At 37.3% G+C, this 24,004-nt stretch carries 20 protein-coding genes; 9 read left to right on the forward strand and 11 right to left on the reverse strand.

All coding sequences use genetic code 11. The features are described from left to right. The 5 genes from ACQKIM_RS13380 to ACQKIM_RS13400 form a co-directional block, all read right to left on the reverse strand. On the reverse strand, nucleotides 1–310 hold a 310-nt coding region (locus ACQKIM_RS13380), incomplete at its 3' end, for a helix-turn-helix domain-containing protein (RefSeq protein ID WP_427544656.1). Nucleotides 311–548: 238 nt separating this feature from the next. After that, a complete protein-coding gene (locus ACQKIM_RS13385; protein ID WP_283868730.1) occupies nucleotides 549–728 on the reverse strand; it encodes a hypothetical protein in 180 nt (59 codons plus the stop codon). Between the two features lie 182 nt (nucleotides 729–910). Beyond that, the gene (locus ACQKIM_RS13390) at nucleotides 911–1,447 is read right to left on the reverse strand and encodes a tubby C-terminal domain-like protein (protein WP_427544658.1); all 537 of its coding nucleotides are present in this window, start codon (nucleotides 1,445–1,447) and stop codon (nucleotides 911–913) included. A 143-nt stretch (nucleotides 1,448–1,590) separates the two neighbouring features. Then, a complete protein-coding gene (locus ACQKIM_RS13395; protein ID WP_427544660.1) occupies nucleotides 1,591–2,853 on the reverse strand; it encodes a dicarboxylate/amino acid:cation symporter in 1,263 nt (420 codons plus the stop codon). Nucleotides 2,854–3,115: 262 nt separating this feature from the next. After that, a complete protein-coding gene (locus ACQKIM_RS13400; RefSeq protein ID WP_427544662.1) occupies nucleotides 3,116–4,165 on the reverse strand; it encodes a TRAP transporter substrate-binding protein in 1,050 nt (349 codons plus the stop codon). 114 nt (nucleotides 4,166–4,279) lie between these two features. Here ACQKIM_RS13400 and ACQKIM_RS13405 point away from each other — a divergent pair, with 114 nt between their 5' ends. After that, entirely contained in the window at nucleotides 4,280–5,860 is a 1,581-nt protein-coding gene (locus ACQKIM_RS13405) for an ATP-binding protein (protein WP_427544761.1), read from the forward strand. A gap of 146 nt (nucleotides 5,861–6,006) precedes the next feature. Further along, a complete protein-coding gene (locus ACQKIM_RS13410) occupies nucleotides 6,007–6,708 on the forward strand; it encodes a response regulator (RefSeq protein WP_427544664.1) in 702 nt (233 codons plus the stop codon). A 43-nt stretch (nucleotides 6,709–6,751) separates the two neighbouring features. On the opposite strand, the gene ACQKIM_RS13415 is transcribed toward ACQKIM_RS13410, so the two are convergent. Together ACQKIM_RS13415 and vrrA are read right to left on the reverse strand one after the other, a co-directional pair. Continuing rightward, nucleotides 6,752–7,720 carry a 4-hydroxy-3-methylbut-2-enyl diphosphate reductase gene (locus ACQKIM_RS13415; protein WP_427544666.1) on the reverse strand — a complete coding sequence of 323 codons (969 nt, stop codon included), beginning with the start codon at nucleotides 7,718–7,720 and terminating at the stop codon, nucleotides 6,752–6,754. Nucleotides 7,721–7,793: 73 nt separating this feature from the next. Next, entirely contained in the window at nucleotides 7,794–8,300 is a 507-nt protein-coding gene (gene vrrA / locus ACQKIM_RS13420) for a VrrA/YqfQ family protein (RefSeq protein ID WP_427544668.1), read from the reverse strand. 331 nt (nucleotides 8,301–8,631) lie between these two features. Between vrrA and ACQKIM_RS13425 the strand changes: the two genes are divergently transcribed. Next, nucleotides 8,632–10,320, forward strand: a complete 1,689-nt coding sequence (locus ACQKIM_RS13425; protein WP_427544670.1) for a methyl-accepting chemotaxis protein — start codon at nucleotides 8,632–8,634, stop codon at nucleotides 10,318–10,320. Nucleotides 10,321–10,914: 594 nt separating this feature from the next. Here the strand turns inward: ACQKIM_RS13425 and ACQKIM_RS13430 are convergent. Beyond that, on the reverse strand, nucleotides 10,915–11,619 hold the full coding sequence (locus ACQKIM_RS13430; protein ID WP_427544672.1) for a response regulator transcription factor: 705 nt from the start codon (nucleotides 11,617–11,619) through the stop codon (nucleotides 10,915–10,917). Between the two features lie 9 nt (nucleotides 11,620–11,628). Further along, nucleotides 11,629–14,316, reverse strand: coding sequence for a DUF4118 domain-containing protein (locus tag ACQKIM_RS13435; protein WP_427544674.1), 2,688 nt, complete (start codon nucleotides 14,314–14,316; stop codon nucleotides 11,629–11,631). Between the two features lie 368 nt (nucleotides 14,317–14,684). Between ACQKIM_RS13435 and kdpA the strand changes: the two genes are divergently transcribed. From kdpA to kdpC, 3 genes are read left to right on the forward strand one after another with little or no spacing between them, the layout of a single operon-like run. Further along, the gene (gene kdpA, locus ACQKIM_RS13440; protein WP_427544676.1) at nucleotides 14,685–16,379 is read left to right on the forward strand and encodes a potassium-transporting ATPase subunit KdpA; all 1,695 of its coding nucleotides are present in this window, start codon (nucleotides 14,685–14,687) and stop codon (nucleotides 16,377–16,379) included. A gap of 15 nt (nucleotides 16,380–16,394) precedes the next feature. After that, nucleotides 16,395–18,458: a potassium-transporting ATPase subunit KdpB gene (kdpB, locus tag ACQKIM_RS13445; RefSeq protein ID WP_427544678.1), complete on the forward strand. Its 2,064-nt coding sequence runs from the start codon at nucleotides 16,395–16,397 to the stop codon at nucleotides 18,456–18,458. Between the two features lie 11 nt (nucleotides 18,459–18,469). Then, on the forward strand, nucleotides 18,470–19,114 hold the full coding sequence (gene kdpC / locus ACQKIM_RS13450; RefSeq protein ID WP_427544680.1) for a potassium-transporting ATPase subunit KdpC: 645 nt from the start codon (nucleotides 18,470–18,472) through the stop codon (nucleotides 19,112–19,114). 52 nt (nucleotides 19,115–19,166) lie between these two features. Here the strand turns inward: kdpC and ACQKIM_RS13455 are convergent, their stop codons facing one another. Beyond that, complete coding sequence (locus ACQKIM_RS13455; RefSeq protein ID WP_427544682.1) at nucleotides 19,167–20,222, reverse strand: 2,3-butanediol dehydrogenase; 1,056 nt, start codon at nucleotides 20,220–20,222, stop codon at nucleotides 19,167–19,169. 294 nt (nucleotides 20,223–20,516) lie between these two features. Here ACQKIM_RS13455 and ACQKIM_RS13460 point away from each other — a divergent pair, with 294 nt between their 5' ends. Beyond that, on the forward strand, nucleotides 20,517–21,818 hold the full coding sequence (locus ACQKIM_RS13460; RefSeq protein WP_427544684.1) for a DEAD/DEAH box helicase: 1,302 nt from the start codon (nucleotides 20,517–20,519) through the stop codon (nucleotides 21,816–21,818). Nucleotides 21,819–21,830: 12 nt separating this feature from the next. Continuing rightward, a complete protein-coding gene (locus ACQKIM_RS13465) occupies nucleotides 21,831–22,727 on the forward strand; it encodes a deoxyribonuclease IV (protein ID WP_427544686.1) in 897 nt (298 codons plus the stop codon). A 56-nt stretch (nucleotides 22,728–22,783) separates the two neighbouring features. Here ACQKIM_RS13465 and ACQKIM_RS13470 read toward each other — a convergent pair whose 3' ends face one another. Further along, nucleotides 22,784–23,020 carry a Nif11 family protein gene (locus ACQKIM_RS13470; protein ID WP_283868716.1) on the reverse strand — a complete coding sequence of 79 codons (237 nt, stop codon included), beginning with the start codon at nucleotides 23,018–23,020 and terminating at the stop codon, nucleotides 22,784–22,786. Nucleotides 23,021–23,246: 226 nt separating this feature from the next. On the opposite strand from ACQKIM_RS13470, the gene ACQKIM_RS13475 reads away from it, so the two are divergent. Next, complete coding sequence (locus ACQKIM_RS13475) at nucleotides 23,247–23,993, forward strand: metal ABC transporter ATP-binding protein (protein WP_427544689.1); 747 nt, start codon at nucleotides 23,247–23,249, stop codon at nucleotides 23,991–23,993. Nucleotides 23,994–24,004: the final 11 nt, after the last annotated feature.

Raw genomic sequence — 24,004 nt, forward strand, 5'->3', positions numbered from 1 at the left:
CTAGAAAAGCCAATACTCGCTTCACCTTCAAAGGGTTACGAGAACGAGCCACATTTCGATCAGTGATTGCTTGACCAGTTGCAGCGAAGTACTTCATGGTATAGATTCGTTTACCATTTACTATCCTCACTTGGGTAGTAGTTCCTCGCTTGATTTCGTTATATATAGTAGCACGACAAACACCCAATCTACGGGCAATCTCAGCTTTTGATAAATTCCCTTCATCAAGGTAAGCCTCTAACTTTCCACGTTGAATTTCAGTAAGTCTGGGTTTCTTTTGAGTTCCTTTTATGTTAAGCTTTGTTTGCATCAAATCGAAAAATCTCCTTTGTATATTGGTTGTGTAGGAACTCCAATAATACACGATTTTTCCGATTTGATGCATTTTTTTATACAGTGTCTAATCTGATTTTACAATTCGCCATTTATTTTCAAAATAGATTTCCTTAATTTAAAGTAAAAATATAGGTATGCGAGTTATAATTGATCAAATTAGAGGGTAGCTCAAGTTTCAGTACTTGGAGCTACCCTTTTTGACATGTTACCCATTAATGTTTAATTTCTTCAATGACTTTTTCTTTTAAATCGGTGTCCATAGAGGAAAGCTTAACATTATTTGTAAGACGTTCTTTTAACTCTCGATCAGTCATAATGCCACGTTCCTCTAAGATTTGAACAAGAAGATTTAAAGTCATTAAATTTTTAATGTCTGCTGCCTTTGAATCCATATACACCCCTCCAAAAGTATAGTAAGCCTACTCTTTTAGTGTACTCCTATTTTGAAGGGACTGTATAAAATACTCAAAACAAAGCGAATATATTTCGTGTTCCGGAATATCTGGAACAATTCTAGCGTGTAAAAGTGAACTCTTTAATCTGTTTAAGTTTTAAACTATCTAAAGTCCTTATTTCATTTTTTTATTAAGAATAAAGTTTGATAAAGAGCAGCTAGTAAAGCAACAAAAAGCGTATCATCGGAGTCGAAAAGCTTAAAAGCTATACCAGTACGTACTAATTCAGTTTCTAAATTACTAGCACTTGCTATTTTTACATCATTGCAATATAAATAGGCGGTTGAGGTAAAATCCTTTTCAAAGCGAAAAACAAGTCCATCCATTGTAAATGAATAGGAGGATTCAAGTAGCTGCACGACCTTGTGTTGAATTGGTAGGGTTGTTCCATCTGGCATCACAAGAAGATGGCTAACCCCTTTTGTTAAGAGTGTTGATTGCACTTGAAAAAGCGGTGCTCCTAAGGGAGAGCGGGTTTCATAACGATGTGGTAAGGATTGCTGTGCAGCTACTAGCATAACAGCATTGATAACTTTTCCAACGGATGAACGTTCAACCTTTTGTAATACACATACTGCTTCATTTCGTTCATTAATAATAGGGATCTGTGTAAAGCTTTCGAATGCTTTCGGAAAGGTAAGTGTAAATGTAGCCATAAAAAGCCTCCAATCTACTAGACTATACGAGGAAGCCTAATCCTAGGTTTCATCATTTTATAAATATTATTTTGACATAAGAGATGAAAAAGAATGAACAAAAAATAGCTGACCATTATTACATTGATGGTCAGCTTTTTATCTTATTGAATGATTACTTCACCTGCAAGAGCACGTTTTTCTTGCTCTGGATCGAATTCTTTTTCCATTTTTGAAACAACAACTGTTGCAACACCATTACCAATTAAGTTTGTAACAGCGCGAGCCTCTGACATAAAACGATCGACACCGATTAACAATGCAATCCCTTCAACTGGAATCATAGGGAATGCCGCTAGCGTTGCCGCGAGTGTAATAAAGCCTGAACCCGTTACACCAGCCGCTCCTTTAGATGTTAGCATTAAAATAGCTAATAAGGTAATTTGATGCCAAATGTCTAATTCCACGCCATAAGCTTGTGCTATAAATATTGCTGCCATGGATAAGTAAATAGACGTACCATCTAAATTAAAGGAATACCCCGTTGGTATAACAAGACCAACGACTTGTTTAGAGCAGCCATAGTTTTCTAGTTTACGCATCATCGAAGGTAATGCTGATTCTGATGAGGATGTCCCAATAACGATAAAAATTTCATCTTTAATATATTTAATGAACTTAAAAATATTGAACCCAAAGTAACGTGTAATCAGACCGATAATGACTACGATAAAGATAAACATCGTGATATAAACAGACAGCATTAAAAATCCTAAGTTTCCAAGTGATTTAATACCAAAATTTCCGATTGTGTAACTCATGGCACCAAATGCACCAATAGGGGAAATCTTCATGACCATATTAACAATTTTAAAGAAAATATCTGCGACTTGTTCGAAAAAATTAATTACTGGTTTAGCTGGTTCACCAATTGCAGCGGCAGCTAGCCCAAATAAAACTGCTGAGAACAGGACTGGTAGTAATTCACCGTTAGCAAGTGCGCCAACAACATTATCAGGAATAATTTGCATGATAAATGCACCGAAGCCATGTTCCGCGGCAGCAGCTTGTTGTGTATATTGAGACACATCTGCGGCGTTTGCAGCATCTGTATTAAAGCCCTTACCTGGCTGTACAATATTGACAACGAGTAGGCCAATCGCTAGTGCAAAAGTAGAGACGATCTCAAAATAAATTAAGGCTTTCCCTCCGATTTTTCCAACCTTTTTTACATCGCCCATACTCCCAATGCCAATAACAACTGTTAAGAAAATAATAGGAGCTATTAACATTTTAATTAATTTAATAAAAATATCGGCTAATATTTTTAGCTTCGCCCCAAACTCAGGGAACATGGCACCGACAATAATACCAAGTACAATAGCTATCAGTACTTGTACTGTTAAGTTTTTAAAATTTATACGCATAAAGTTCTACCCCTCCAACCTTAGTGAAAATTGTGTGAACGCTTTCATGTGGTTATCATAGCTGAAATTTTCCGACAATAGTTTTTATGACCGTAATGTTTCTATTGTTCATTTTGTTCATTTTTAGTTGAAGAGTGTATGAAACCAGTGTTTGCAAGGATAAATACTGTTTTATAGTAGATTTGAAATTGAAGAATCTATTATAATACAAAAGAAAAAATCCTCACGATTTGTGAGGATTTATCATTAATGAACAAAAGTATTAAGGAGAAACGATTTTTTCAATTCTCGATAAGACATCATCATTTTGTATATTGGTTTTATAAAAGTCATAGACAGGTGTAAGCTTTTCTTTAAATCGTTGTCGTTCCTCACTACTCATCGTGGAAATTTCAAAGCCTTCTTGCTGCTCTAGCTTTCGTAGATCCTTTTCATTCATAATAACGGCTTGTTCAAATTGCCAATCTGTCGTGTCCTTCATAGCCTCCATAATCTGCTTTTGAATCTTTACAGGTAGAGACTTCCAAAAGTTTTCATTCATAAGAACAGCATACCCTAAAATCCCATGCTTTGTTAATGTCATATGTTTTTGTACCTTATAGAAGCCTTTAGAGTAAATATTAGATGCTGTATTTTCCTGTGCATCGATGGCATGTGATTCAAGATCCGTAAACACCTCACTAAAGGAAATAGGAATAGGCGTTGCTCCAACAGCCTCAAATTGCTTCTCAAGTGTTTTACTTGGCATTGTTCTGATACGTAAGCCTTTTAAATCCTCAAATGTATGAATAGGATAATCGACAGAGGTTAAATGCTTAAAGCCATTGTGCCAAAAGCTAAGTCCCTTTATTTGAAAGGGTTCAAGCTCATTTAATAGCTGTTCGCCAATTGAGCCGGTAAGAACTTCATGGACTTCATCATCCGTATTAAAGAGGTAGGGTAAATCTAGAACCTGCCAGTTTGGTACATAGGCTGTCATTTTAGAGAAAGTAGGGATAATCATTTCTACTTCTCCATTTTGTAATGCTTGAAACTCATTTTCATCATTAAACAAGGAGGAGTTTGGGTAAACATGTACCTTTACTTCACCATTTGTTTTTTCCTCAACAAGCTCTGCGAATTTACTTGCAGCCTGTCCCTTCGGCGTATTTTCTGCTACTACATGACTTAAATGAATGGTAATTTGTGTATCCAAGCCTTTTTGTTCATCGTCGTAGGGGAGGGGGTTAGCGAATAGTAGACCTTGTTGTACGCCAATCGCTATTGTTAACAGTAAAACGGTTGCTATTGTTCCAATAATAAATTTTTTCATCTATTACACCCAATTAATTCGTATTTTCTGATGTTTTTGTTATTCTAACATATGAAGTAAGCTAAAATATAGGTGAGGGAGGCGTTTTACATCTTGAAATTTCAAAAGTTATCAATGAGAAGAAAAATCATGTCTCTAACTTTTTTTATTCTCATGCTTTCCTTTAGTATTGGTGGTACATTTTTGCTAGGATTCGTAATGAATGAGCAGAAGGATAAGCTTGGAAATCAGGCATTGCTTGTGGCAAAAACCGTATCACAGCTTCCTGAATTAAAAACATATATTACCAGTCTTGATTTTAATGAGGCAACAACGCATATTAATCCGGTTGTAGACGAAATACGTGATATAAATGGTGCACAATATATTGTTGTTTTAGACATGCAAAGACGCAAGTATTCCCATCCGAATTCAGAGGAAATAGGTCGAATTTCGCAATCAGGAGATTTAAATGCAGCCTTTTCTGAACATTATTATACATCAATTGCACATGGTGAGCATGGTGATATGGTGCGCGCATTTGTACCTATTATGAATAATGAGGGAAAACAATTAGGCGTCGTGATAGTAGGTTATAGTGTTTTAACGATTGCTGAATTACTACAATCTATCCAAAAGGAATTAATCATTACAATCTTCTTGTCTCTTCTATTTAGTGCATGGGGTGCCCATAATTTAGGGCTTCATATGAAAAAGCAAATGTTTGGGTTAGAGCCGCATGAAATTGCTAAAATGTATGTGGAGCGAACAGAAACCTTTAATGCCATGCATGAAGGAATTATCGCGATAGATAATGATTTAACGATAACTATTTTTAATGAAAAAGCATGTGATATATTAAGTGTTTATGACCAACCGTCGACATTAATTGGAAAGAAAATTTATGAGGTATTACCTGACACACGCTTACCAGAAATTTTGGAACTTGATCAGCCTCTTTTCAATCGTGAGCTATATATTAATGGACATAGTATTATGAGCAATCGTATTCCAATACAAGTCAATGGAAAAACAGTTGGAGCGGTGGCCATGTTTAAGGATCGTACAGAAGTGAAAAAGCTTGCAGAGGAATTAACTGGTGTAAAGGCATTTGTACAGGCATTGCGTGTACAAACACATGAGCATAAAAATAAACTGCACACCATTGCTGGACTTTTACAGCTTGGACATCATGAGCAGGCACTATCTTATTTAACGCAAGTGAAGGAAGAACATGATGAAATTACAAATTTCTTAAATGAACGAATTAAAAATGAAAATATTTCAGGCTTATTACTTAGTAAGATTTCCTATGCAAAAGAGCAGGGAATTCGATTAGAGATAGATCGAGAAAGTCGACTGACTGAATTTCCGAAAAATTTAGATCATCATGATTTTGTCATTTTATTTGGTAATTTAATCGAAAATGCTTTTGATGCATTAAGAGATACGCAACTGGATGAAAAAATTGTGCATGTGTCTGTTGATGAAGATGAAGATGTATTGGCAATCTTAGTAACAGATAATGGTATAGGCATGACAGAAGAGGTAAGGACCCATATTTTTGATAATGGCTTTTCGACAAAAGAGAAAAAGGGGCGAGGTATTGGTCTGTATTTAATCCAAGATATTGTACAAAAGGGGCAGGGGGATATTGAGGTTATTAGTGAGCCTCATAAAGGAACCAGCTTTTTGATAACATTTTATTTTTCCTAAAGCCCGGAATTATAAGTGATTAAACTGAAAGCTCTTCGCTTAAATGAGTGACCACTTAATAGGAGAGTATCGACTACGCAAAAAAAGTAGTAAATAACCAACGACTTAATCCAACTAGAAAAATTACGATATACGGAGGGTTGACAGTGACACAGATAAGGGTGCTCTTAATAGAAGATGATCCGATGGTGCGAGAGGTGAATCGTCAATTTATTGAAAAGGTAGCGGGGTTTGAAGTGATAGGTCAAGCCTCAAATGGTGTCGAGGGAATAGCTCAAATACGTAAGCTTGCACCTGATTTAGTATTCATGGATATTTTTATGCCAGAGCAGGATGGAATTACGAGTTTGCGAAAAATACGTGAACTTAAATTGCCAGTGGATGTTATCACTGTAACTGCTGCAAATGATATGAAAACGGTGAAACAGATTTTGCATCTAGGCGTTTTCGATTATATTATGAAGCCCTTTTCGTTTGAACGCGTGCAGGGAACACTTGAAAATTATTTGCGTTTTAAAAGACAGATGCAAACAGAGCGTGAGCTGACACAGGGAGAACTTGATCAGTTATTCCATTATCAGGGTGTGCAAAATGAAATTGAGCACCCGACTATGATGCACTTAGAAAAAAACTTGCCAAAAGGTTTTAATAGAGCAACACTCGAAAAAGTTATGCACTATTTGCATTCTGTAGAGGGAGCATCGGCTGAAAGAGTTGCAAGTGGTGTAGGCATCGCTCGTGTTACAGCTCGGAGATATTTAGATTATTTAGAGAAGCAAGAAGAGATTACGATGGATGTGCATTATGGGGGTATAGGTCGTCCTATCAATTATTATTTTAGCAAATAACAAAAAAACCTGATTGTGTTTAGGCAATCAGGTTTTAAGTATTTTAGTAGGGCATAATTTTTTCTACAGGCTTTGGTGTCTTAATTTTTGGCAAAATTTTATCTAGTGTAACTGTACGTTTAATGACGTGTGTAGTTTCATCATGTTCTTCGAATTGTTCAAGGAATGAAATGACCTCTTTCACAATCGGTGTAGGCGTTGAAGCACCTGCTGTGACAGCAACAGTATTAATGTTTGTTAACCATTCAACTTTTAGTTCAGAAACATCTGCAATTCGATAGGATGGTGTCCCTGCGATTTCAACAGACACCTGTGTTAAACGATTTGAGTTATTGGATTTTGGATCACCTACAACAATAAGTAAACCGGCTTCCCCTGCCTGTTTAGCAACGGCTTCTTGGCGTACCTGTGTTGCTAAACAGATTTCTTTATGCACTTCAATATGTGGGAATTTTTCTTTTAAACTATCCATTAAATGAGCAACATCCCATTGACTCATAGTTGTTTGATTGGTTACCAGTAATTTATCATTCGTTAAATTTAATGCATCAATATCATTGGAAGATTGCACTAAATGTACATGCTCTGGTGCAACGCCGATTGCTCCTTCAGGTTCGGGATGTCCTTTTTTACCAATATAAATAATATCATAGCCTTGTGCTGATTTTTCACGAATTAAATCGTGTGTAACTGTTACGTCAGGACATGTAGCATCAATGGATACTAACCCTTTTTGCTTCGCAATTTCACGAATTTCAGGTGAAACGCCATGCGCTGTGAAAATAACAGTGCCAGTTTCAACCTGTTTTATGATTTCTAAACGATTATCACCATCTAATGTGATGATGCCATCCTCTGCAAAGGCATCTGTGACATGTTTATTATGCACAATCATTCCTAAAATGTAGATAGGTCTTGGTAATGTTTTATCGAGTGCGGCGTTACGAGCGATAACCATCGCATCAACAACACCGTAGCAATAGCCACGTGGATTAATTTTTAATACTTGCATGGTTGTGACTCCTTTCAAGCTTACCTACCTACATTATAACGGACGGGAGCGACGAATACAAAGAAACGTTCATCTACATAGGTGGCTGGAAAATACGTGGTTTGGATGGGATTGGATCTGGCGGAGTGAATGATGCATTTTGTCGAGAAGACCTTCCACTTTTTGCAGAACCTGCTCCATCACTTGCTGTAGCTTTAGCGGCCCCAGCCTTATCTCCTGTAGATGGAAGACCTTGAAACCCTTTATACAATTTTAATAGAGAGGGAATATTTTTTACCATAGGCATGGCTTGCTGTATATAGGGTGTATAGGTTTTGGCTGAATTGAACAAGCTATTTGCTTGCTGTAAGAATGAGCCGATCTTAGAGGCTCCTTGAACTGGCGGCATCGGCATTTGCCCTCCGAAAGTCCCTATTCCGCTAGACATTGGAAAGCCACCCGGAATTCGTGGTTGAACTGGGAAGCCTCCAGGAGGTAAAAAGGACTGCGGTGACATTTGTTGTGTTGGCATTGGCATTTGCATGGGCATTCTCATGCCGCCGGGATACATTGGGAACTGATAGGGTTGTCGAAATACCATAATGAACTCCTTTCAATACTTGTTTATCATTGATGACATACCTGATTATAGTTATGATATGCAGATGGCTATGCTAGCGTTCGACAAAGACAAAGAAAACACACGACCAATAATGGCCTCTGTTCATCGTACCTATATATTTATCATTACATAGGTATATTTCTTAAATCGTCACATTTTTTCCACTTTTCTGTCGACTTGCGGGAGTATAATGGATTACTAGTAACTACTTTCCTATAGAATAGAAAAGAACTTGTAGGATTTATGTAAATATTTCGTAAAGGTATTTTTGTTAGAATAGTATAGAGGAATCTTGAATAGGAGGTATTTTGTGTCAATTAAAATGAGAAGTATGGTGTCATTTGGTCTGATTGTATTATTAGTGCTAATTATGGGGTTTTTTCAGCAACAAAATGCCAAATCCCAATTAGATCAAATACACTTAATGAGGGAAAAGACATTGCAATCAGCACTGCTAGCAGATGAGATGAAGCTGGCGGTGGTTCAGGTTCAGCAATACTTGACAGATATTAGTGCTACAAGAGCACTAGACAATTTAGATGATGGATTTGAGCAGGCAGAAAAATATAGTAAAATTTTTAATCAAAATTTAGAACAGCTGAAAAGTTTACATCCTCAAAATGAGGAAAAACTAAATGCTATTAAAAAAGCATTTGATCACTATTATAGCACTGGTCAAGAAATGGCTAATAGCTATATTCAAGGGGGACCTCAGCAGGGAAATAAGATTATGCTGGAATTTGATACGACATCTGTTGAAATCAATGAAAAAGTAGAAATATTCCAACAAGAAAGCATTACCCAAATGGAAAATTCTTTAGCCGATGTTGAAAAACTTATAGATGATAATAAGCAATGGTTTTTATGGATATTCGGTATTATTGTCCTGATTTGTATTATAGTCGGCTTTATACTTGTACGTTCCATTCTTGTTCCAGTACATAAATTAACTTCTGCTGCGGAAGTAATTGCTAAAGGTGATTTGTGTCAAAAGGATATAGAGGTTAGAACAAATGATGAAATTAGGATTTTAGCAGATTCCTTTAATTTAATGAAAACTAATTTACATTCTTTGATACGTAGTATGACTGCTAATGTTGAGCATACTACTTCATCAGCTGAACAATTAGCTGCAAGTACAGATGTCATTTCTGATTCCTCTAATGATGTTGCAAACTTAGTAGAGGAGATGGCAACAAATGATCATCAAGCAGCGGCCACTGGTCGTGAAAGTTCGATTGCAATGGATGAAACAGCTCGAGGCGTTCAACGTATAGCGGAGGCTACGCAAATGCTCCATTCAAAAGCTATAGATACACAGACTATTGCGAACGATGGCGAAAAAACGTTGCATATCGCAGAAAATCAAATAGCACTCATCCAGGAATCATCTAATAAGACAAATGAGCGTATTAAGCAGCTAAATAGACAATCAGCTGAAATCGTCCATATTACGAAAGTAATAACGGATATTACCGAACAAACGAATCTTCTAGCATTAAATGCTGCTATTGAGGCAGCGCGTGCTGGTGAGCATGGTAAAGGCTTTGCAGTTGTAGCTGATGAGGTACGCAAGTTAGCGGAGGAATCGAAAGCATCTGCCAATCAAATTGTTGATTTGATTGCACTAATTCAGCAGGAAATGAAGGAAGTAGATAAGGCTGTAGGTGTAACGGTATTAAATGTAGATGAGGGAGTCACATTTATTCAAAATGCACAAAAATCTTTCGATGAAATTCTACATGCCATTCGTGAGATGACAGGTCAAATTGAAGATGTTTCAGCCTCCACACAGCAAATATCAGCAAGCACTGAAGAAATGGCTGCATCGGTCAATGAAATGTCCAACTCTGCCGTACAAGCTGCACAGCAATCCGAAACAATTGCCTCAACAATTGAGGAGCAAGCAGCAACGATTGAAGAAATAAATGCCGTTGCAAAATCATTAAGTGAAGAGGCTCTGATAGTGAAGGAAGAAATCAATAAATTTAAAATTTAGGTAGGACTGGAGATTATTAAAATCTGTTATTACTTTTTATCTTGATTCAGCAGAATACTCCCACCTCTATAGGTGGCGAGATGAATGCGATTTTTTTCCTATTCAGTGGGCGTACAAACGCCCGCTGAATCAGAGGAACTCAGGTTAGATCTTCACATCCTGTGAAAACGCCTGAGTGACCAACATCGTGTTGGCCTAAAGCCCTTGACGGATTCAAGCGAGGAGGTTCCAAAAAATTTGGGTGTTGTGGCAAAATGAAAGTGATTTCTTTCGTGTTATGTGAGGTCTTTTATTTTGTCGAATACATAAGGAAATCTTTATTTTAAGGGGAGATTGCTGAATTGATGAGACTATGTGCACGATTGACTAGTATTTGTGCTAGATAGAAGGCTACTTGTACTTAATAGAATGTCCGTTATTAGTTTTAACTAAATTTTCACTGTAAATGTATTGCTTTTTCCTACAGAGCAATACTTTGGATTAGAATAACTTGATTCATTGACATAATAGTTTTCAACAACATGAAGCGAGGTAGTTCCAAACATTTTTGGAATTACCTCGCTATATTTTTTTAGAAAATATCTTCGTTTTACATTATTCTTCATCATGACAGCGTAGCATTCTGTACCCGACACGAACATGGGTCTGAATTAACTTTGGATTAGCGGGGTCGTTCTCTATTTTTTTGCGAAGCGTTGCCATGAAAACTCTAAGGCTTGGGACATCCGATTGGAGAACATTGTGCCAAATTTCCTTTAAAATAAAATTATGTGTTAATACTTTGCCAACATGCTTAGATAAAATGACCAACAGCTTATATTCTATTGGTGTCAAATGCACCTCTTTACTATTGACAAACACTGTATTTGCTAAATAGTTTATTTGTAAATGGCCGTTCTCAAAGATAGAGGGTTCATTTTCTAGCTGATGCTCATACATCATTCTTCGCAGTGCTACTCGTATGCGTGCTAGTAACTCCTCAACACTAAAAGGCTTAGTGACATAATCATCTGCACCAGCATCCAATGCATTTATTTTATCTTGTTCTTCACCACGCGCACTGACAACAATAATAGGGGTTTGGGTCCAGCTTCTAATCTTTGTAATAAGCTCTACACCATCCATGTCCGGTAGTCCTAAATCCAGGATGATTACGTCTGGCTTCATAGTAAGAGCCTTTTGCAATGCACTGTTCCCATCATATACGATGTCGAATTCATAGTGCTGTGTAGCTAATGTCATCTTGATTAAATTACCAATGGCTAGGTCATCTTCGACTACAAGAATTCGTTTATTCATGGAACATCATTACTCCTTTTTTAGTGAAAAATGAAAGATAGTGCCCTGTGGTTGATTATCTAATACATGTATTTCGCTGCCATGTAATTTTAAAATGGTTTGACAAAGTGCCAAGCCTAATCCTAGACCTCTTCGACTATCGCTACGCTGTATTTTTCCGGTTGTAAATGGCTCAAAAAGCGTTTCTTTTATCGCATCATCAATACCTGGTCCATCATCAGAAATAGCGAAATCTACTAAACCACCAGATTCTTTTACTAGTATCGTAATCACACTACCGGGAGGTGTATAGGTCAATGCATTATCAATGATATTAATCAGAACCTGAATGATTAGTCGTGCATCCATAAAAGCAAATAAGAATTCTGGTTCAATTTGATAGGATATTTTATGAGTATTATTTAGACGAACGACATGGCAAAGAGCCTCTTGTATAATTTCTTCTACAAGTTCCAAATGCATCTCTAAAGCGAATTGTCCATTCTCCAATTTTGAAACAGCGAGTAAGTTTTCAACCATTTGTACAAGCCATTTTGAATTTTTATAAATATCTTCATATAATTTGTTTTTTTCATTATCTGGAATATAATTTGCATTCGTCAATAAAATATCCGCATTTCCGGAAATAGCTGTAAGTGGTGTTCTTAAATCATGTGAGATAGCACGTAAAAGGTTAGCACGCATTTGTTCCATTTCCGCATCTCTAGCTACTTCTACATTGAGCTTCTGTAAATACCATTTATCGAGCGCAAACGAAAAATCATTGATAATAGCATGCAAAATATTACGCTCAAATGCAGGTAATGGTGATTGCTTTGACAGTGCAATGCCAATAACACCCTTCACATATCCATTTGATATAACGGGTAAATAGTAGGCACTTACTTCTGGAAATATATCAGTTGAAACACCTGCTACATGCTTATTATTAATAACCCAACTCACCACCCCACCATTAGGATTTTCAAAAAGGGAGGATACTTTCTTATTTTCGCTATTTGACATGCTCTCTGTATGAAAAAACATTGAATTAACAATGGTGTTATTTTCTATTTCAAAGAATTGTACGGGCTTTTCTACTAGCCTAACAATTTGTACCATACCCTCCGTAATAATTTCATCTATCGTTTTAGCGTGTTGGAGCCTCCGATTTATATCAAGCAGCACCTCCATTCGATAAGATTTCCGCACAGCTATCATCGTTTGCTTTTTTATTTTTTTTGTTAAGCTACTTGTGATGAACCCTGAAAGGAACATGATTACAAAGGTCATTGGATAATCTCGATGATAGGCATCAAATGAGAATCGTGGTTCTGTAAATAAGTAATTAAATAGTAATACAGCGGTGATGGAGCTAATAATGCTCATTATCCAACCCGATGACCAGATAGCAAGCATTAAAACACCTAAAATATAAATCGTAATGACATTTGATTCACTAATACCAAGTGAATATAAATACAAGCCGATAATGGATACAAAGCCAAATATGAAAATCATTTTTAACAAGTCAAGCCAGTCAAATGACCACTGTATATTTATTTTTTGTAGATAGAATTGTTCATTTTCCTGATCTGGTACTATATGAATAGCTAAATTTGGTACAAATTCAGTCAGTTGATCGCTGATTTTTGTGCTTGGTTGCCACCATCTTTTTCTCATGCTTGTTCTACCGATGACCAATTTTGTCACACCGCTAATTTGAGCATAATTAGCAAGGGCTGCTGCTATATCATCCTCTTGAACAATGACCACATGACCACCAAGCTGTTCAACAAGCTTTATATGCTGCTGCAATCGCTCTGAGTTTGCGGTTGTCCTATCGCTTTCCTGTACCCTTTGTACATAAAGAGCAGTGAATTTGCCATGCAATGCCTGAGAAAGTCTTGCGGCATTTCGAATAACCTTGGCATTTGTAGGAGAGCTACTAATACCAACAAGTATATGCTCTTCAATCTGTACAGAATGTTTCATTGATTCGTTGCTGTTAATTTGTTTATAGTTAATCGTATCAGCGGCTCTACGTAGTGCAATTTCTCGAAGAGCTATTAAATTTTGCTTAGAAAAGAAAGATTGTAGGGCTTTTTCAGCTTGTTGCTTGCTATAAATTTTGCCATCCTGTAGACGTTGAATTAACTCATCGGGTTCAAGATCCACAATTTTTATTTGTGCAGCCTGATCAATTAAGTAATCTGGTATGCGTTCCCGTACCTTGATGCCAGTTATTTCTTCTACCAAATCATGAAGACTTTCAATATGTTGAATATTTACAGTTGTATAGACATGAATTCCCTTTGCAAGTAATTCCTCTATATCTCCAAAGCGCTTCTTGTGTCGCATTGTTGGTACATTACTATGTGCTAATTCATCAATAAGAACAATTTCTGGTTTACGACTTAATACTGCATCAATATCTAATTCCTGAAAGGCTTTCTCCTTATACCTTATTTTTTTTGTAGGAATTTGCTCAAGCCCTTCGAGTAAGGCTAATGTTTCTGGACGAGGATGAGGCTCTACATAGCCAACCACCACATCTTTACCAAGCGTTTGAGCCTGATGTGCTGCATCTAGCATTGCATAGGTTTTCCCTACGCCAGCAGCATAGCCAAGAAAAATTTTGAGCTTTCCAATAACGTGTTCCTCCTGTTGAAGCCTCGCTAAAAATGTCTCTGGAGCTGGTCGATCTTGTTCCATCATCCTTCACCTCATTTGTATTATAGCGCTATCTTCCATTAAGAAAGTATTAAGATTTCCGCCCTTATAGTTTCTTAATAGAAAAAACGATTTCCTAACACTACATTAATCTGAAAGTAAGTATGATGAGAGCATCCTAATAACGAAAGGGGTTTTAATTGTTGGACTTATCTATGATTGGTTTACTAATAATCAACTTTGCATGTCTTTATGCGTTAACAGCATGGTGCTTTAAGCTAGTGAAAGAAAAGTAAGGAGGGTGAATTGAATGTGGATTTTTATGGGGATTGTACTTGTATTCCTTTTTGGTTATCTAGGGCATGCATTACTATATCCTGAAAATTATTAATTGGCTTATAGGAGGTTGCATTATGTGGCAAATAGCCATTGTATTAATTATTTATGTACCACTCGTTATCGTTACAGGTCATTATTTATACCGGGTGGCAATGCAGCAAAGAACCTGGATTGATCCAATCATGGATAGATTTGATGGGTTTATTTATAAACTTTGTGGTATTAAAAGAGTGGATATGACAGGTAAACAATATGTGCTCTCTTTAATCCTATCAAATGCCTGTATGGTGTTTATTGGCTATATTCTATTACGAATTCAAGCAATCTTGTTTTTAAATCCAAACAAGATTGACAATATGGAAGCATCACTATCTTTTAATACTATTATTTCATTTATGACGAATACAAATCTTCAGCATTATAGTGGTGAATCAGGGCTTAGTTATTTATCACAAATGCTTATCATTATTTTTATGATGTTTACATCTGCAGCTAGTGGTTATGCAGCGTGTATGGCATTCTGTCGTCGTATTGTGGCTAAAACGGATACGATCGGTAATTTCTTTGTAGATTTTGTTCGTATCATTACAAGGATATTAATACCACTTTCTATAGTAGTTTCCGTTATTTTGGTATCACAGGGTATACCACAAACCCTCAAAGCCAATCAAACTGTACAAACGATAGAAGGGAAATTACAAGATATTGCACTAGGACCTGTAGCTTCACTTGAGTCTATTAAGCATATAGGAACAAACGGTGGTGGTTTTTATGGAGCAAATTCTACTACTCCATTTGAAAATCCAACGGTCATTTCAAATATGATTGAAATGCTGTCAATGATGCTATTGCCTGGAGCCTGTGTAGTAGCATTTAGCTTAATGATAGCTTCTAGAAAAAAGAAGCCCATATTTGGCAAGCAGGGGTTAGCTATTTTTGTAGCAATGACCATGTTGTTCCTTGTTGGATTAGTGACTGTCTATGTATCGGAGCGAGCAGGTAATCCCATTATGAATGAACTGGGAATCACACAACAACTTGGTAGTATGGAGGGCAAGGAGATGCGCTTTGGGGTGGCGCAGTCTGCATTATTTACAACGGTGACCACAGCTTTTACAACTGGATCTGTCAACAATATGCATGATACGTTAACTCCGCTAGGTGGGCTTGTACCGATGTTTAATATGATGCTAAATGTTGTCTTTGGTGGTAAGGGCGTTGGTCTGATGAACATGATGATGTATGTGTTGCTAACAATCTTCATTGCTTGTTTGATGATTGGTCGAACACCTCAATTTTTAGGCAAGAAAATTGAAGAGAAGGAGATGAAGCTTATTGCTCTTTGTATTCTAATTCATCCCGCCATTATCCTGCTATTTTCAGCTCTTGCTGTTGCTTTACCACAGGGCGTAGCAGGGATAACGAATCCAGGTGCACATGGATTATCACAAGTACTCTATGAATTTGCTTCTGCTTCAGCAAACAATGGCTCGGGCTTTGAAGGACTATCCGACAACTCCATATTTTGGAATGTCACAACAGGTCTGGCTATGTTCTTTGGTCGTTATGTAACGATTATCATTCAACTAGCAATCGCATCCTTACTGGCTAAAAAAATGTGGCATCGTGATTCTATAGGAACGTTGAAAACGGACAATACCATGTTTACATTTCTACTTATGGCAATTGTTTTAATGATTGGTGCTCTGACATTTTTACCTGCGATTGCACTGGGACCAATCACTGAGCACCTACAACTTTATGCGTAATGAGGAGAGACACGTATGGAAACTGAAAGAAAAATCTTTATCACTGGCACTATGCTAAAAAGCGCTTTGATAGATGCGTTAAAAAAATTTCATCCGATATATATGCTGAAAAATCCTGTAATGTTTGTAGTAGAGGTGGGATTTTTGTTTGTTCTGCTTTTAGCTCTATTTCCAGCTCTTTTTGGCGGTGAAATAACAGAACATGAGAGACTCTATAATGCAATTGTGGCAACCATTCTTTTTATTACTATTTTATTTGCGAATTTTGCGGAGTCGATTGCAGAGGGAAGAGGAAAAGCACAGGTTGAAACCTTAAAAAAGACGAAAACCGTGACACAGGCCCGTGTTTTGCTAAATGATGGTTCTGAAATAATGAAACAGGCACATGAATTAAAGAAGGGCGATATCGTGTTAGTTCAAGCAGGAGAGGTTATACCAAACGATGGAGAGGTCATCGATGGAATAGCTACTGTAGATGAATCGGCGATAACAGGTGAATCTGCACCAGTAGTCAAAGAGCGTGGGGGTGATTTTTCTTCAGTGACAGGTGGAACGACTGTTACAAGCGATTGGCTAATGATTGAAATTACTTCAATGCCTGGTGAATCATTTTTAGATAAAATGATAACGCTTATTGAAGGTGCTAGTCGTAAAAAAACGCCAAATGAGGTGGCTCTCAATACGCTTTTAGTAAGCTTAACGATTATTTTTTTACTAGTGGTTGTATCACTTTATCCTATGACAACTTATTTAAACGTGCCTATTTCGATCGCAACATTAATTGCTCTGACAGTCTGCTTAATTCCAACAACAATTGGTGGATTATTATCTGCTATCGGTATTGCGGGAATGGATAGGGTGACACAGTTCAATGTTATTGCCATGTCAGGAAGAGCTGTAGAGGCATGTGGGGATGTGGATATATTAATCTTAGATAAAACAGGCACAATCACTTATGGGAATCGCATGGCTTCTGAATTTCTGCCTGTAATAGGTGTGAAAAATAAAGATTTAGTGCAAGCATCTTATTTTAGTTCATTAACAGATGACACACCTGAAGGGAAGTCTATCCTATCACTAGCATGCGAATTAGGTGTGAATACTGATAATGAAGAACAAATCATAAAAAATAGTACACATATCCCATTTACAGCACAGACAAGAATGAGTGGATTAGATCTGCAGGATGGAACAAAAATTCGAAAAGGTGCCTATGATACGATTAAACAAGAGTGTATCAATGCAGGGCATAGTGTTCCAGCGAATTTAGATCAGCTTATTCATCGAGTATCCTCTGTTGGTGGGACACCTCTAGTAGTAGCAGTAAACCAGAAAATTATAGGTGTTATTTATTTAAAGGATGTGGTCAAGGCTGGATTAAAGGAACGCTTTGAACAGCTACGAGCAATGGGAATTAAAACAATCATGTGTACAGGAGATAACCCCCTGACCGCAGCAGCTATTGCAAAGGAAGCGGGGGTGGATAGCTTTATTGCAGAAAGTAAACCTGAGGACAAGATTCAAGTCATAAAAGATGAACAGGCACAAGGAAAAGTAGTAGCGATGACTGGTGATGGGACGAATGATGCACCAGCATTGGCACAAGCAAATGTAGGACTCGCTATGAATTCAGGAACGAATGCAGCGAAGGAAGCTGCTAACATGGTGGATTTAGATTCAAATCCTACTAAAATTATTGAAGTAGTTGAAATTGGGAAGCAGTTACTTATGACTCGAGGTGCCCTCACAACATTTAGTATCGCAAATGATATGGCAAAATATTTCGCCATAATCCCAGCAATGCTAATGGTTGCTGTTCCAGAGATGAATGAGCTAAACGTGATGCAACTGAATTCGCCCTCAAGTGCTATTATTTCCGCATTACTATTCAATGCGATTATCATACCTCTGCTCATTCCTGTTGCCATGAAAGGGGTTAAATACAAGCCTATGAGTGCTTCAAAGCTACTAAATAAAAACTTATTCGTTTATGGACTAGGAGGCATCATAGCTCCTTTTATCGGCATAAAGTTGATTGATGTTATGATAGCACCCCTGTTTCAGATGTTTGGACTATAGGAGGAAGAGAGATGCATAAATTTTTTGAGAATACAAAGCAAGCAATATTGATTACGTTCACAATGTTTCTTCTTTGTGGCTTTATTTATCCATTGGCAGTAACTGCATTAGCACAAGGAGTGTTTCCGCACAAAGCAAACGGTAGTTTAATAGAAGTTGATGGGCAAGCTAGAGGTTCAGAATTAATCGGTCAGGCATTTTTAGAGCCCGCCTATTTCTGGGGACGAGTGTCATCAGTAAATTATAATGTGTACACAAAAGAGGATACAATTCCTAATGAAAATGGTCAGTTGAATTATAGTGGTGTTAGCTCAGGCTCCTTTAATTATGCACCAACAAATCCTGAATTAAGGAAAAGAATTGAAGCAGATATCGAGAAATTTTTACTAGCCAATCCTGCTGTTGAACGACAGGATATTCCTGCCGATTTAATGACGGCCTCTGGTTCAGGGCTAGATCCCCATATCAGTGTAAAGGCTGCAGAAATACAAATCCAGCGTATTGTTCAAGCAAGTGGTCTTTCAGAACAGGAGATTAGAAATATTATAGCTACTTATACAGAAAAACGAGTACTGGGGATTTTTGGGGAAAATAAGGTCAATGTTCTTATGGCTAATCTAGCAATCATGAAGAAAATAGAGGAAAGAAAAGAGTAATCCATTAAAAACAGGTAGAGAAGCGCTTGGGTCTTCTCTACCTGATATATAGTTAAGCTTGAGAATTTACTAGAATTTTAATATGGTTTTTCTCTTTCATTAAAGCTTCGAAGCCTTCTGTCACTACTTCATCTAATGCAATACGTTTTGTTACGAGCTTCTCAGCAGGGAAGTAACCTTGTGTCATTAATTCCATAACAGCCGGGAAAATATCACGGTACGCAATAATTCCTTTTACAGTACGCTCTGAAAGAACAATATTGTTTGGCAGAATAGAAGCTGCTGTTTCCCAAATTGAAACAATAATTGTTTCACCTTCAAATGATGTTGAATCAATGGCTTGCTGTAACACTACAGGAACACCAGTAACTTCAAATGCAACATCAACGCCACCGCTTGTTAATTCATGTAGTCGAGCAACTACATCCTCGTCCTTTGGATTGATAACAGCTGTTGCGCCTAATTCTAACGCTTTTGCTGCACGCTCTGCTGAAAGCTCTACTGCATAAATTTCAGATGCTCCAGCTGCACGTAATGCCTCAATCACTAATAATCCAATTGGTCCTGCGCCAAAGACAGCCGCTTTATCGCCAGCCTTTAGCTTACTTTGACGTACAGCATGTAGGGCTACCGCTGCAGGCTCTACAAGCGCACCTTGTTCATAGGAAAGTCCCTCTGGCATTTTGTGTACCATTTTTTCGTCAACCATCGTAAATTCAGAGAAGCCACCGCCACCGCCAGATAGACCGTGGAAACCTAAGTGCTTACAGATATTGTATTTGCCTTTTTTACAAGCAGCACATTCGCCACATGCAAGAATAGGCTCAACAACAACAGGATCTCCTACCTGTACTTTGGAAACGCCTTCACCGATTTCTACAACTTCACCTGAGAACTCATGTCCCATCACGATTGGTGCAATATCTTTACTTACATAGTGAGGTTGTTCCACTGGGATGAATATAGGGCCAGCTGCATATTCATGTAAATCACTGCCACAAATTCCTGTCCAATGTACTTTAATTTTCACTTTCCCAGGTGCAATAACTGGTTCTTCAATGTTTTCTACACGGATGTCTTTTGCTTTATACCATCTTGCTGCTTTCATGATAAAATCAACCTCCTCTAATGTCTTACTTCCTCATCATAACATGTGGTAATTATTCAAATCATTAGTTTGCAATAAATTGACATAAAAAATACGAATACTTAGCTTTTTTCAATGATATTGTAGCACTTTTTTGATTGCATCTTAACGGTATTTACAGTACCTTTGATAAGGGTTTTATTGTAACGATAATAAAACTAAAAAATAATGTTCATGCTAAAGTTTAATAGGCCGTTAATATACCTAAAAGTTGAATCATGATACAATGGGAAAGATGATTAGGAGGAACGAAGGATGTCAAAATATACTGATTATAATTTTCAGCCATTTTTGCAGGACGCAATAGCAAAATTAGGCTTTACAGAACCGACGCCAATTCAAAAGGAAATTATTCCGCTACTATTAAAGGGAAAAAGTGCAATCGGACAGGCACATACAGGAACAGGAAAAACACATAGCTTTTTAATTCCAATTGTGCAGCGTATTAATTCGGATAAACAAGAAGTACAAGCTGTTATTACTTCACCTACACGTGAGCTTGCACAACAAATCTTTGATGCGTTAAATCAATTAATAGAAGGAACAGCGATTCAAGCAAAACTATTTATTGGGGGTACAGACAAACAACGCTCCATTGATAAGTTAAAAACACAGCCACAAATTGTTGTTGGGACACCTGGACGTATTCGTGATCTCGTTTCTGCGCAGGCGTTATTTGTGCATACGGCATCAATTTTAGTTGTCGATGAGGCTGACCTAGCCTTTGATATGGGCTTTATCGAGGAGATTGATGGCTTTGCTTCTCAAATGCCAGAGAATCTTGAAATGTTTGTATTCTCAGCAACTATTCCAGAAAAACTTCAGCCTTTCTTAAAGAAATATATGGAAACACCTGTCCACGTCCATATGAATGATAAACGACCAGTGGCAGAAGGCATTGATTTTGTGCTTGTACCAGTTCGCTCAAAATCACGGAACAAGCGCTTATTGGATGTTATAGAAGGAATCAATCCATTTTTAGCTGTAATTTTTACAAATACGCGTAAAACGGCAGAGCAAGTTGCAGGCTACTTAAATGAAAACGGTATTCGCTGTGGTCAAATACATGGTGATTTAAGTCCACGTGATCGTAAGAAGATGATGAAACAAATTCGTGATTTGGATTATCAATATATTGTTGCTACTGATTTGGCAGCTCGTGGTATTGATATTCAAGGGATTTCACATGTCATTAACTATGAAATTCCAGAAGATCTAGAATTCTTTATTCATCGTGTAGGACGTACAGCACGTGCAGGAAATAAAGGAACAGCCATCACCTTGTTTGAGCCTTCAGATGAGGATGCATTAATTCGTGTGGAGAAGATGGGCGTTCCATTTGTACAAAAAGACGTAAAAGATGGAGAATGGTCTGAACTAAAGGATCGCCATGCTCGAAAAAATCGTGTGAAGCATGAAAATGAAATCGATGCAAAGGCAAAATCATTAGTTCGTAAGCCGAAAAAAGTAAAACCAGGCTATAAACGTAATATGAAATGGGAAATGGAAAAAATAAAAAAACGTGAACGTCGCTTAAAAGCTCGCGGTAAAAAATAAGGAGGCATTCTTATGCTACTTGGATCACATGTTTCAATGAGTGGAAAGGAAATGCTACTTGGATCAAGTAAAGAGGCACTTTCATATGGGGCAAATACCTTTATGATCTATACGGGAGCTCCTCAGAACACGCGTCGTAAAGCTATTGCTGACCTTAATATAATGAATGGTCTTTTACACATGAAGGAGCATGGCATGACAAACATCGTTGTCCATGCACCTTATATTATTAATATTGCAAATACAGAAAAACCTGAAACCTTTCGTCTAGGCGTAGATTTCCTACAATCTGAAATTGAACGCACTGCTGCGTTGGAGGCAAAGCAAATTGTTTTACATCCAGGCGCCCATGTTGGAGCTGGTGCAGATGCAGGTATTGCCAAAATTATTGAAGGCTTAAATGAAGTGCTATCACAGGATTATCCTGTCCAAATTGCATTAGAGACAATGGCTGGTAAAGGAACAGAATGTGGCCGTTCTTTTGATGAGCTTGCTAAAATTATCGATGGTGTTACGAATAATGAACGCCTTTCTATCTGTTTCGATACATGTCATACGCATGATGCTGGCTACAATATTGTAGAGGACTTTGATGGTGTATTGAATGAATTTGATAAAATTATCGGTGTTGAACGTATTAAAGTTCTTCATATCAATGACTCAAAAAATGTTCGAGGTGCAGGCAAAGACCGCCACGAAAATATTGGCTTTGGTCATATTGGCTTTGAGGCATTAAATTATGTGGTGCACCATCCGCAATTAAAGGATATTCCTAAAATCCTAGAAACGCCTTATGTTGCGTTAAATAGTGATGCAAAATCCAAGTCGGCACCTTATAAGTATGAACTAGAGATGTTCCGAAGTGGTGAATTTAAGCCTGAGCTAATCACTGCTCTGAAAGAAGGATAAGAATAGAAGATGCCCGAAATCAGTGAAATAAACACTGCATTTTCGGGCATTTTCAATTATTTCGTAAAAAGTGCGATAAGCTGACGAGAACGCTTTCTACCTAAAACAGCCTCAACCTCTACAAGTATATCTTTCGGTATGCCTAAAAAAAGCCAAGAAAATGAGAATTGCTCCAAATGGGGCCGAAGCTTTTTTACTTCAGACGTTGTAATGTCAAATCCTTCAGCACGAGCGATGGCAACAATTTCCTTATCACTACTTTGCGCTAATTGCTGTAAAAATTGAATACTCAAAGCGAATCCTCCTTCAAATTTTTATTTTATGAAGATCTTCATATGAGCACAAGACAAATGGGACAATCGTTCACTGTGCACTGGAAGCCGCTTGCTTGAACTAAAACAATATTTCCACCAGAACATAAAACATAAGAATCTTTTTTTCTTTACAAAAACTGAGCTTTCATTTATACTAACAATCTGTAAATCGTAATGATTTTGAATTAGAAAGAAGCGATCATGCATGAAAAAATCATTAATTAACATTGAAAACGTGTCATTTCAATATGACTACACACAAGTCTTAAAAAATATCTCTTTCCGTGTAGAAGAGGGAGATTTTTTAGCACTACTCGGTCCAAATGGCTCTGGGAAATCTACATTATTAAAAATTATTTTAGGACTATTAAGACCTATGTCTGGAGAAATAAAGTTGTTTGGTGAACCAAGTACAACTTTTAAGCATCGTGAATGGATAGGATATGTTTCACAAAAATCCAATGCCTTCAATTCAGGATTTCCAGCAACCGTCCAGGAGGTAGTAAAAAGTGGATTAACAAAAAAATTAGGGCTATTTAAAAGACCAGGACGCGAAGCAAAAGAACAAGTATTGGATGCCTTAAAAGCTGTTGGAATGGATGCTTTTATGCATCGCAATATTGGCGATTTATCTGGTGGGCAACAGCAACGGGTCTTTATTGCACGAGCCTTAGTGAGTGAACCGAGGCTACTAATATTAGATGAACCAACTGTCGGCATTGATCATGAGAATGTGCAATCATTTTATGATATGCTAGCGAAATTAAATCGGGAACAGGGAATTACCATGATTCTTGTCACACACGATGTCGATACAGTGTCCAATCGCATCAGTCATGTGGCATGTCTAAATCAAACGATTCATTTCCATGGTTATAAAAATGAATTTGATAGCATTTCTCAGGATGCGCTTGATGCTTGGTATGGTCATTCTGTCAGAAAGATTCATTAAGAAGGAGAAGG

This window comes from Lysinibacillus sp. NPDC047702 (assembly GCF_050272555.1).
Taxonomy (GTDB): domain Bacteria; phylum Bacillota; class Bacilli; order Bacillales_A; family Planococcaceae; genus Lysinibacillus.

Excerpts from the sequence above, each read along its gene's own strand:
- ACQKIM_RS13415 (WP_427544666.1), bottom strand. The coding sequence starts at position 7,720 with ATGCAAGTATTAAAAATTAATCCACGTGGCTATTGCTACGGTGTTGTT.
- ACQKIM_RS13435 (WP_427544674.1), bottom strand. The coding sequence starts at position 14,316 with ATGATGGAACAAGATCGACCAGCTCCAGAGACATTTTTAGCGAGGCTT.
- ACQKIM_RS13475 (WP_427544689.1), top strand. The coding sequence starts at position 23,247 with ATGAAAAAATCATTAATTAACATTGAAAACGTGTCATTTCAATATGAC.
- ACQKIM_RS13465 (WP_427544686.1), top strand. The coding sequence starts at position 21,831 with ATGCTACTTGGATCACATGTTTCAATGAGTGGAAAGGAAATGCTACTT.
- kdpA (WP_427544676.1), top strand. The coding sequence starts at position 14,685 with ATGTGGCAAATAGCCATTGTATTAATTATTTATGTACCACTCGTTATC.
- kdpC (WP_427544680.1), top strand. The coding sequence starts at position 18,470 with ATGCATAAATTTTTTGAGAATACAAAGCAAGCAATATTGATTACGTTC.
- vrrA (WP_427544668.1), bottom strand. The coding sequence starts at position 8,300 with ATGGTATTTCGACAACCCTATCAGTTCCCAATGTATCCCGGCGGCATG.
- ACQKIM_RS13385 (WP_283868730.1), bottom strand. The coding sequence starts at position 728 with ATGGATTCAAAGGCAGCAGACATTAAAAATTTAATGACTTTAAATCTT.
- ACQKIM_RS13455 (WP_427544682.1), bottom strand. The coding sequence starts at position 20,222 with ATGAAAGCAGCAAGATGGTATAAAGCAAAAGACATCCGTGTAGAAAAC.
- kdpB (WP_427544678.1), top strand. The coding sequence starts at position 16,395 with ATGGAAACTGAAAGAAAAATCTTTATCACTGGCACTATGCTAAAAAGC.
- ACQKIM_RS13400 (WP_427544662.1), bottom strand. The coding sequence starts at position 4,165 with ATGAAAAAATTTATTATTGGAACAATAGCAACCGTTTTACTGTTAACA.
- ACQKIM_RS13395 (WP_427544660.1), bottom strand. The coding sequence starts at position 2,853 with ATGCGTATAAATTTTAAAAACTTAACAGTACAAGTACTGATAGCTATT.
- ACQKIM_RS13405 (WP_427544761.1), top strand. The coding sequence starts at position 4,280 with ATGAGAAGAAAAATCATGTCTCTAACTTTTTTTATTCTCATGCTTTCC.
- ACQKIM_RS13430 (WP_427544672.1), bottom strand. The coding sequence starts at position 11,619 with ATGAATAAACGAATTCTTGTAGTCGAAGATGACCTAGCCATTGGTAAT.
- ACQKIM_RS13460 (WP_427544684.1), top strand. The coding sequence starts at position 20,517 with ATGTCAAAATATACTGATTATAATTTTCAGCCATTTTTGCAGGACGCA.
- ACQKIM_RS13390 (WP_427544658.1), bottom strand. The coding sequence starts at position 1,447 with ATGGCTACATTTACACTTACCTTTCCGAAAGCATTCGAAAGCTTTACA.